Raw genomic sequence first — 9,734 nt, 5'->3', positions numbered from 1 at the left:
GTGCTCCTCCCCGCACCGGGGAGGAGCACCGGCCCCGCGTCACGACGGCCGCGCTACCGAGCTACCGCGAGGCCATCGCCGTCAGCCGCCGCGCGGCCCGGTACTGCCGCAGCACCTGGGAGAAGGAGGTGTGCCCCTGGGTGGTCCGGGCGAAGGCCCGCCAGGCCGCCGGCACCAGGCAGACCGCCGCGTGGAACAGGTACGGCCGCCGCTCGAAGGCGCCCAGCAGCTGCTTGCCCGCGCGCATCTCCACGCCCAGCCCGGCCTTGACCGCGAACGCGTAGTTCAGCGCCTCGCGCCGCACCGCCACCGCGTCGCCCGCCTCGGCGACCTTCACCGCCCACTCGCCGGCCAGCCGGCCCGAGCGCAGCGCGTAGGAGATGCCCTCGCGGGTCCACGGCTCCAGCAGTCCGGCCGCGTCCCCGGCGACCAGCACCCGGCCGCGGGAGAGCGGCGAGTCCTCGGCCCGGCAGCGGGTCAGGTGCCCGGACTCGACCTGGGGGGTGAACCCGGACAGGCCCAGCCGGCGGATGTAGTCGGCGAGGTACTGCTTGGTCCGCTCGCCGTCGCCGCGCGCCGAGATGACGCCGACGGTCAGGCTGCTGGTCTCGGTCTTCGGGAACACCCAGCCGTAACTGCCGGGCAGCGGGCCCCAGTCGAGGTGGATCCGGCCCGCCCAGTCGGCGGCGACCTGCGCCGGCACCGGGATCTCCGCCTCCAGGCCGAGGTCGATCTGGTCGAAGGTCACACCGACGTGCCGGCCGATCCGGCTCGCGCTGCCGTCCGCGCCCACCACCGCACGGGCCTCGAAGGTCCTCCCGTCGGCGGCCGTCACCAGCGCCGTCCGGTGCTCGCCGCCGCGCTGCTCGACGCCGGTGACGGTCACTCCGGTGACCAGCACCGCCCCGGCCTGCTTGGCCGCCTGCACCAGGCGCAGGTCGAACTCGTCACGGTTGACCAGGCCGAACAGCATCCGCTTGGACCGCCGCGTGCGGGTGTACCTGCCGTCGTAGGCGAAGGTGACGGCGTGCACCCGGTCCTGCAGCGGCAGCCGGAAGTCCGGCGGCAGGCTGTCCCGGGAGGGGCCGATGATGCCTCCGCCGCAGGTCTTGTACCGGGGGTGTTCGGCCTTGTCGAGCAGCAGCACCCGGCGGCCCTGGGCCGCGGCGGCGTGCGCGGCCGAGGAACCCGCCGGTCCGGCGCCGACCACCACGACGTCCCAGACGCCGTCCAGCGGCGCGGCCGCGTCGTCGGTCGGACCGTTCTCGGCCGGGCTGTCGAGCGGGCTGCGGGAATCGGAGCTTCCGGAGTCAGTCACGTCGAGCAATCCTATGCGTCCGGCCCCGCCCGGCGAGCGCGCCGCCCCCGCACCGGCGCCACCCGCTCACCCCGCACCCTCGGAACTCCCCGTTCCGCCCGCCTATGATCGGCACTACCGCAAACCACCTCCTCCGCCCGCTCCACCCCAGGGCGGACCGTCTCCTCGGAGCCCCGATGTCACAGCCCCTGGCCGACGCCGTCCGGTCCCTGATGGACCGTGCCCGCACCGACCTCGCCGAGCTGGTCGCCTTCCCCTCGGTCGCCGATCCGCGCCAGTTCCCGGTCGAGGAGTGCGAGAAGGCCGCGCACTGGGTCGCCGAGGCCTTCGCCGCCGAGGGCCTGACCGGCATCCGGCTGCTGGACACCCCGGACGGCACCCAGTCCGTCTACGGCGAGCTGCCCGGCCCCGAGGGCGCGCCGACCGTCCTGCTCTACTCCCACTACGACGTGCAGCCCCCGCTGGACGAGGACGCCTGGCTCAGCCCCGCCTTCGAGCTGACCGAGCGCGACGGCCGCTGGTACGGGCGCGGCGCCGCCGACTGCAAGGGCAACATCCTGATGCACCTGACCGCCCTGCGGGCGCTGCGTCAGGTCCACGGCGACGCCTACCCGGTCGGCCTGAAGATCATCGTCGAGGGCTCCGAGGAGCAGGGCACCGGCGGCCTGGAGCGCTACGCCGAGGCCCACCCCGAGCTGCTCACCGCCGACGCCATCGTCATCGGCGACACCGGCAACTTCGCCCCCGGCCTGCCCACCGTGACCGCCTCGCTGCGCGGCATGACGGTCGTCGAGGCCACGGTCACCACGCTGGCCGGCAACCTGCACTCCGGTGCCTTCGGCGGCGCCGCCCCGGACGCCCTCCAGTCCCTGGTCCGGATACTGGCCTCGCTGCACGACGAGAACGGCGACGTCGCGGTGGCCGGCCTGACCGCCGACCAGACCTGGTCCGGCGTGCAGTACCCGGAGGAGCAGTTCCGCGCCGACGCCAAGGTGCTCGACGGCGTCGCCCTGACCGGCACCGGTACCATCGCGGACCGCCTCTGGGCCCGCCCGGCCGTCACCGTCCTCGGCATCGACGCCCCGCCGGTGATCGGCGCCACCTCCTCCGTCCAGGCCACCGCCAAGGCCCTGATCAGCCTGCGCGTCGCTCCGGGCTCGGACCCGCACGCCGCCCAGGACGCGCTGGTCGCCCACCTGGAGGCGCAGGTCCCGCTCGGCGCCCGGCTCACCGTCGAGCGCCAGGGCAACGGCGCGCCGTTCCGCGCCGACACCGGCGGCCCGGCGTACGAGGCGATGGGCGAGGCGATGGCCGAGGCCTTCGGCACCCCGATGGTCACCTCCGGCGAGGGCGGCTCGATCCCGCTCTGCAACACCCTGCGCTCGCTCTACCCGCAGGCCGAGATCGTGCTGATCGGCGTCGAGGAGCCGACCACCCAGATCCACGCGGTCAACGAGAGCGTCGACCCGCAGGAGCTGGAGCGGATGGCCCTCACCGAGGCGCTGTTCCTCCGCCGCTACGCCGAACTGCGCTCCGTCTGACGGACCTTCGGGGCGTCGCCACGGGAAGCCCGCCCGACGGCGTCCGGCCGTCCGCCGCGCAGTCGGCGGGCGGCCGCCAGCACCGCCGCGTACCCGACCGCGCCCGCCGCGAGCCCGGCCCCGGCGCCGAAGCAGACCTCCGGCACCAGGTTCCGCCGCAGTGGGCTCAGCCGGTGCACCACCCCGGCGGCCGTCGCCGCGCCCAGCAGCGCGACGGCCGCGCGCCGGGTCCGGGGCGCGAGCCGCACGGCCGGCCGCACCGGCTCCACGGCCCGCACCGCACGCACCGCCCAGCCGCCCAGCGCCGCCAGGGCGAGCGCCGAACTGCCGTACTGCACCGCCTCGTACAGCGGGACCCCGGCCACCGGCCGGTCCAGTACGGGCAGCAGCCGCACCCCCAGCCGGCCCCCGTGGGTGAACGCGTCCCAGCCGACGTGGGTGGCCGCGCCGATCGCCGCCGAGGCCGCGAACCACGCCGCGCCACCGACCGCCCCGACGCCTGCGGGGCCCCGGGTGTCCCCTGAGTCCCGAGTGTCCCCGGGGTCCCGGGCGTCCGCAGCCCGGCGGGCGGTCAGCGCCTCGGCGCCGCCCGCCCAGCGCTCGGGCAGCAGCGCCACCACCGGCCCGCGCAGCAGCCCGTGCCAGCCGGCCACCAGTGCGCCGGCGACCGCCACGTCCAGCGTCGGCACCGCCCACCAGCGGTGCGTCAGCCCGCCGTGGGCGTACACCCCGGGCAGCAGGGACTCGGCGAAGAACGGCACGTCCGGCGCCATCGACCCGGCGACGAGCGCCGAGGCCACCAGGGGCCCGCGCGCGCCGGCGGCACGCAGCAGGGGCAGGACGGCGGCGGGATGGCTCAGCGTGAACGGCATGCCCCCATCCTCCCGCCCGCCACCGCGGCACGGCGCACCGGAGGTGCACCGGACGGGGTTCCGCGGGCCACCCCGCCGGCCTCCCGCCCCACCCGCCGCCCCGCGCCGACGGATCCCGCCGCGCCCCGACGCCCCTGCCCCGCCCCGACCGGCCGCGCCCACCGGCCGTAGCGCCCCGACCGGCCCCGCCGACAGACCGGCCGTGCCCACCGGCCGCAGCGCCGCGTCCGCCGTACCGGCCCTACGCCGCGTCCGCCGTGCTCGCCAGCCCGACGGCCACCCGGCTCCCCGCCTCCAGGTACCGCAGCTCGCCGCTCCGCCGCGCGTCCAGCGCGGCCGCCAGCCGCCGGTAGCGCCCCGGCGGCAGCAGCTCGCCGGCCTCGTCCAGGGTGACGAACCGCCAGCTGCGCAGCTCCTCCTGCTGGAGCAGCAGGTGCTGCCGGCCCTCCTCGTCCAGCAGGCCGCCGTCGTACATCAGCCGCAGGCCGCCGCGGCGGGGGCCGGTGCGCGGTTCCCAGTCGACGGCGAGCAGGCGCAGCGTGGACGGGTCCAGGCGCAGGCCCAGTTCCTCGGCGGTCTCGCGCAGGGCGGCGTCGGTGGGGGCCTCGCCGCGCTCGACCACGCCGCCGGGGAAGTCCCAGTCGGGCTTGTAGACCGGGTCGACCAGCAGCACGCGGTCCTGTTCGTCGAAGAACAGCACGGCGGAGGCCACGGTGTCCCCGGTCGGGTCCGGGGTCTGGACGATCGGGCAGCGGGCGGCGCCGACCCGGACCAGCTCGGCGATCCGGTGCGCGGTCTCCCGGGGGGAGAGCTCGCTGGTGTCGATCATCCGGGCGTCCCCGACCAGCCAGCGGCGGGCGGCGCGGTAGTGGGGCAGGTGTTCGAGGCACCAGCTGCGGACCCGCTCGCTGCCCTGCGGATCGCCCGGGCACTCCTCGCGGTGGGCTATGCGGTCGCGCAGGATCGTTTCTTCAGGGTCCAGCACGAAGTGGTGCACCGTGATCCCGTGCGAGGCCAGATCGCCGAAGATCTCGTCCCGGTAGTCCTCCCTGAGCAGGGTCATCGGGACCACCAGCGGGCCCCCGACCTCACCGAGCAGCGCCGCCGCCGTCTCGGGCACCAGCCGGCGCCAGGCCGCCAGGTCCTGGAAGTCGGACACCGTCGCCAACCGGTCGGCCGGGAGCATCCGGCGCAGGCCGAAGCCCACCAGCTCGGGATCGAAGAGCACGCTCCCGGGCAGCAGTTCCACCAGCTCTCGGCAGGCGCTCGTCTTGCCCGCCCCGAATGTGCCATTGACCCAGACGATCACAACGTCCCCTGCCCTCGACTTCCCCCGATGCCGTTCGCACCGGGCAGCGCCCCCGTCGGTCGAACCAGCGCCACCCGTGGTGGTACCCGCGCCATGCCGCTCCCCATACCTCCCCGGCGCGCCCGCCCCCACGCCCCGGTCTGCCCCGTGACAGCGGCATGTGCCCAGGTCAGGAGCCCATGGACGGAAATATGCAGACCGGTCTACATCAAAATTGCACCCCTTCACCACGGCGGGAGCACAGGGCGCCCGATGGGTCGACCTGCCGCGCGCGCCCCGCTCGTACGCTCCGCACACCCCCACCCGTGCACCCTCGCGCTCCCGCGTGCACGCCCCGTGCCCGCTCTGTGCTCACGCCGTGCCCGCCCCGCGTTCGCCCGTGACCGCCCGCCTCCTTGCGCCACCCGCGCCCCGCCGCGTACAGAGGAACGATGAAGCTGCTTCCCGCCGGTCGGGTCGTCGTCATCGGCTCGATCAACACCGACCGCATCCTCCGCTGCCCCGTGCTCCCCTCTCCCGGCGAGACCGTCCTCGCCACCGGCGCCGCCCGGGGCTTCGGCGGCAAGGGGGCCAACCAGGCGGTGGCCGCGGCCCGGTTGGGGGCGGCGACGCACCTGGTCGCCAAGGTCGGGCGGGACGCCGAGGGCGAAGCGGCGCTCGCCGATCTGCGGGGCGCGCAGGTCGAGACGAGCGCCGTACTCACCCACCCGGGCGCGCCCACCGGTCAGGCGATCGTCATGGTCGACCCGTCCGGCGAGAACAGCATCGTCGTGGTGCCCGGCGCCAATGCCCACCTCACCCCGGAGGAGGTCACCGCCGCGCTCACCCGCCTCCGCCTGCTCCCCGTCGACGTGGTCCTGACCAGCAACGAGGTCCCCGCGGAGTGCATCCGGGCGGCCGCCGCCGCCCTCACCGCCGCGGGCCCCTCGGGCGGCACCCGCTGGCTGCACAACACCGCCCCGGCCGGGCCCCTGCCGGACGCCGGCCCCTCCGGACGCCGCCCGCTGGTCGTCGCGAACGCCGTCGAGGCCCGCCAGCTCACCGGCGCCGCCGACGTCTCCGAGGCCGCCCGGGTCCTGGCCGAACGCGCCGAGGGCGCCGTGGTCACCCTCGGCGGCGAGGGTGCGCTGGTCGCCGTGGCCGGAACGTCCGCCCGGCTGCCCGCCCCCGCCGTCCGGGTGGTCGACACCACCGGCGCCGGCGACGTCTTCTGCGGCGCCCTGGCCGCCGCGCTCGCCCGCGGCGCCGCGCTGTCCGAGGCGGCCGCCACCGCCGTCGCCGCCGGGGCCTTCGCGGTCACCGGCCTCGGCGCCCGCGGCGCCCTGCCCCGCCCGACGGACCTCCGACCACGCGTCGGCGAGCACCGGGCCCCGCCCGCGCAGCGCCCGTCGGGGGCACCGGGCGGACCCGGCACCCCCGACGGGCGGGCGTCCGGCCCCGCTACGGGCGCCCCATGAACGCCGGGTAGTAGCCGCTGCTGATCCCCGAGACCCGGACGTTGGTCCCGGGCCGCGCGGCCTCGACGTACCTGTTGTCGCCCAGGTAGATCGCCACGTGCTGGATGCCCCGGGCGGTCCCGTCCGGCGCCCAGAACAGCAGGTCACCGCGGCGCAACTGGCTCGCCCCGATCGGCGTGGTCGCCGCGTACTGGTCGTTGGCCACGCGCGGCAGGTCGATCCCGCCGCGCCGGAAGGACTGCTGCACCAGGCCCGAGCAGTCGTAGCCGTCCGGCCCGTTGCCGGCCGTGCGGAACGGTACGCCCAGCTGGGCGAGGGCGAACTGCACGGCGGTCTCGACGTCCCGGTCCTCCGCGACCGAGTCGTCGTAGTGGCCCGAGCCCGCGGAGTCCGACGAGGAACCGCCGCCGGTGCGGTCCAGGTAGATGTCGTAGTGCGAGGTCCAACGCCACTCGCCCTTGCTGTTGCGGAACCAGTAGCGGGAGCCGTCCCAGCCCTGCCGGATCCCGCCGGAGCCGCTCGTGGCCTTCGCGGCGGACGCGGAGCCACCCCCGGTGCGGGCCGCGTACACGCTGTAGTGCGAGGTCCAGCGCCACTGCCCCTGGCTGTTCTTGAACCAGTACCTGGAGCCGTCCCACCCGGCGTGCGCCGGGGCGGGCTCGGCGGCCGCGGGACCGGCGCCGAGGCCGAGGCCGATCACGCCCGCCCCGGTCGCGACCACGGCCACCATGGCTATCCCCCGACGGAGTCGCGCGGTGCGGGACGGACGGGAGGTACGGACGGTGGCGGCGGGCTGCTGCCCGGTCGGTTCGCCGGCGGCCGCCGGCGCTCCGGTGTTGACGGTGGTCATCGTGCTGACTTCCTTCACTGCTGCGGATCGCTGCGGACTGCAGCGGATTGCTGTGACCGGCCAGGACTGGCCGTGCTTGTCGGCAGGGTCCCCGCCCGACACGCCGCGGTTTCCGGTCCAGTGACCGGAAGCCTCGGCGTGTCGTCCGGGGATTCGGTTCTGCCTGCGTGTCACGTTAGGCACGCGTCCGCTCACTGCGCGCAGTGGAGTGCGCCAATGGAAGGGTCACCGGTGGTGAGCACCGACGGCGCATCAGGGTGAACGGCCGTCATCCGAGGGGGCGTCCGGCGTCCCCCTCGTCAGCGGCCGCCGGCCTCCGCCAGCAGCTGCTTCTTCAGCACCTTTCCCAGCGCGTTCCTGGGCAGTTCGGGCACCAGGACGACCCGGCGCGGCCGCTTGTGCACCGAGAGCCGCTCCGCCACGAAGGCCGTCAGCTGGTCCCCCGTCACGGCGCCGTCCGGAATGACGTACGCGACGATCGCCTGTCCGAGGTCCTCGTCCGGCACGCCGACCACCGCCGCGTCGGCGACCGCCGGGTGGTCGCGCAGCGCGGCCTCCACCTCGCCGGCGCCGATCCGGTAGCCACCGCTCTTGATCAGGTCCACCGAGGCGCGGCCGACGATCCGGTGGAAGCCGTCCGCCCCGATCACCGCGACGTCACCGGTGCGGAACCAGCCGTCCGCCGTCCACGCCTCGGCGTCCGCGTCCGGCCGGTTGAGGTAACCGCTGAACAGCGTCGGGCCGCTGACCTGGAGTTCGCCGACGGTCTCCCCGTCGCGGGGCACCGGCGCGCCGTCCTCACCGACCAGCCGGGTGCGGACCCCGTCCACCGGCAGCCCGACGCTGCCGGGGCGCCGCTCGCCGTCCGCCCGGGTGCTGACGGTGATCAGCGACTCGGTCATCCCGTACCGCTCGATCGGGGCGTGCCCGGTGAGCGCCGCCAGCTTCTCGAACACCGGGACGGGCAGCGGCGCGCTGCCGGAGACCAGCAGCCGGGCCGCGGCGAGCCGGGCCGCCGCGTCCGGATCCGCCGCCACCCGGGACCAGACGGTGGGCACGCCGAAGTACAGGCTGCCGCCGGCCGCCGCGTACCCCGCCGGGGTGGGCCGCCCGGTGTGCACCAGGCCGCTTCCGGTGCGCAGGGCGCCGAGCACGCCGAGCAGGAGCCCGTGCACGTGGAACAGCGGCAGGCCGTGCACGAGGGTGTCCTCGGCGGTCCACTGCCAGGCGGCGGCGAGGGCGTCCAGGTCGGCGGCGATCGCCTCGCGCCGGATCACCGCGCCCTTGGGCGCGCCGGTGGTGCCCGAGGTGTAGAGCACGAAGCCGGTCGACGCGGCGTCCGGCTCGGCGTAGGTGGTGGCGGAGCGCTGCTCGGGGTCGACCGGCAGCCCCGCCACCGAGGTGTCCTGCGGCAGCGTCTCCCCGACGGCGTGCGCGAGCAGCGCCGCGCCGGAGTCCCGCAGGATGTGCTCGCGCTCCTTGGGGCCCGAGTCGGGCGGCAGCGGCACCACCGGGACGCCCGCCAGCAGGCCGCCGACCACGGCGGTGACGGTCTCGACGGTGGGCCGGGCGAGCACCGCGAGCGCCGGGGCGCCGGCCACCCGGTCGGCGACGGCGGTCGCCGCGCCCAGCAGGTCCTCCCGGGAGAGTGCCCGGCCGTCGATCCGCAGCGCCTCCGCCCCGTCGCCGAAACTGCCCTGAAGTGCCGTCAGCAGTGCCATGCCACCGTCCTCGCCTCGTCCCACGCCACCGCGCCGCGCCCGTGCGCCACGCGCTCCACCCGCGCGTCCGCCTCCGCGTCACGCGCCGGCGCCGACTCTACGGGCCGCCGCCCCGCGCTCCGCGTTCCGGGGACGACGGGCGGGGCCGGCGCTCAGGCGCCGAGGGGGGGCTGGGCCGAGGGGCGGCGGGCGGGGCGGACGGCGTGCCGGGGGGGGTGCTGCCGGAGAACGACGGAGAACGACGGAGAACGACGGAGGGCGTAGCACCGAGTGGTACTCGGTGCCACGCCCTCCGCTGTCGTCCGGGGATCAGGCCTTGCGGGCCTTCACCTCGGCGGTGAGCTGCGGCAGCACCTGGAAGAGGTCGCCGACCACGCCGTAGTCGACCAGTTCGAAGATCGGGGCCTCGGGGTCCTTGTTGACGGCCACGATGGTCTTCGAGGTCTGCATGCCGGCCCGGTGCTGGATCGCGCCGGAGATGCCCGCCGCGATGTAGAGCTGCGGGGAGACCTGCTTGCCGGTCTGGCCGACCTGGCTGCTGTGCGGGTACCAGCCGGCGTCCACGGCGGCGCGCGAGGCGCCGACGGCCGCGCCCAGCGCGTCCGCGAGCTCCTCGACCACGCCGAAGCCCTCGGCGGCACCGACGCCGCGGCCGCCGGAGACCAC

The 9,734-nt window shown here is 76.1% G+C and carries 8 protein-coding genes; 2 read left to right on the top strand and 6 right to left on the bottom strand.

The window, feature by feature from the left end; all coding sequences use genetic code 11:
• Nucleotides 1-61 precede the first annotated feature (61 nt).
• Nucleotides 62-1,318, bottom strand: coding sequence for a geranylgeranyl reductase family protein (locus ACFVHV_RS23210; protein ID WP_380353105.1), 1,257 nt, complete (start codon nucleotides 1,316-1,318; stop codon nucleotides 62-64).
• Nucleotides 1,319-1,494: 176 nt separating this feature from the next.
• Here ACFVHV_RS23210 and ACFVHV_RS23205 point away from each other — a divergent pair, with 176 nt between their 5' ends.
• Entirely contained in the window at nucleotides 1,495-2,859 is a 1,365-nt protein-coding gene (locus tag ACFVHV_RS23205) for a dipeptidase (RefSeq protein ID WP_359915229.1), read from the top strand.
• Here the strand turns inward: ACFVHV_RS23205 and ACFVHV_RS23200 are convergent.
• Both ACFVHV_RS23200 and ACFVHV_RS23195 read right to left on the bottom strand, forming a co-directional pair.
• On the bottom strand, nucleotides 2,835-3,731 hold the full coding sequence (locus ACFVHV_RS23200; RefSeq protein WP_380353103.1) for a DUF4184 family protein: 897 nt from the start codon (nucleotides 3,729-3,731) through the stop codon (nucleotides 2,835-2,837). The genes ACFVHV_RS23205 and ACFVHV_RS23200 overlap by 25 nt on opposite strands.
• Before the next feature lie 241 nt (nucleotides 3,732-3,972).
• Nucleotides 3,973-5,040 (bottom strand): NUDIX domain-containing protein, encoded by a 1,068-nt coding sequence (locus ACFVHV_RS23195; RefSeq protein ID WP_359915233.1) that lies wholly within the window; start codon nucleotides 5,038-5,040, stop codon nucleotides 3,973-3,975.
• A 431-nt stretch (nucleotides 5,041-5,471) separates the two neighbouring features.
• On the opposite strand from ACFVHV_RS23195, the gene ACFVHV_RS23190 reads away from it, so the two are divergent.
• On the top strand, nucleotides 5,472-6,497 hold the full coding sequence (locus ACFVHV_RS23190; protein WP_380353102.1) for a PfkB family carbohydrate kinase: 1,026 nt from the start codon (nucleotides 5,472-5,474) through the stop codon (nucleotides 6,495-6,497).
• Here ACFVHV_RS23190 and ACFVHV_RS23185 read toward each other — a convergent pair.
• The 3 genes from ACFVHV_RS23185 to ACFVHV_RS23175 form a co-directional block, all read right to left on the bottom strand.
• The gene (locus ACFVHV_RS23185; RefSeq protein WP_359915237.1) at nucleotides 6,481-7,347 is read right to left on the bottom strand and encodes a C40 family peptidase; all 867 of its coding nucleotides are present in this window, start codon (nucleotides 7,345-7,347) and stop codon (nucleotides 6,481-6,483) included. The two genes, ACFVHV_RS23190 and ACFVHV_RS23185, sit on opposite strands and share 17 nt — an antisense overlap.
• A gap of 299 nt (nucleotides 7,348-7,646) precedes the next feature.
• Entirely contained in the window at nucleotides 7,647-9,068 is a 1,422-nt protein-coding gene (locus ACFVHV_RS23180; RefSeq protein WP_380353100.1) for an AMP-binding protein, read from the bottom strand.
• Between the two features lie 309 nt (nucleotides 9,069-9,377).
• The coding region (locus ACFVHV_RS23175; protein WP_359915241.1) for an electron transfer flavoprotein subunit alpha/FixB family protein at nucleotides 9,378-9,734 on the bottom strand (357 nt) is incomplete at its 5' end.

Source organism: Kitasatospora sp. NPDC127116 (genome assembly GCF_042677365.1).
GTDB classification, from domain to species: Bacteria; Actinomycetota; Actinomycetes; order Streptomycetales; family Streptomycetaceae; genus Kitasatospora; species Kitasatospora lactacystinica.
This window is presented reverse-complemented; position numbering and strand designations above follow the sequence as displayed.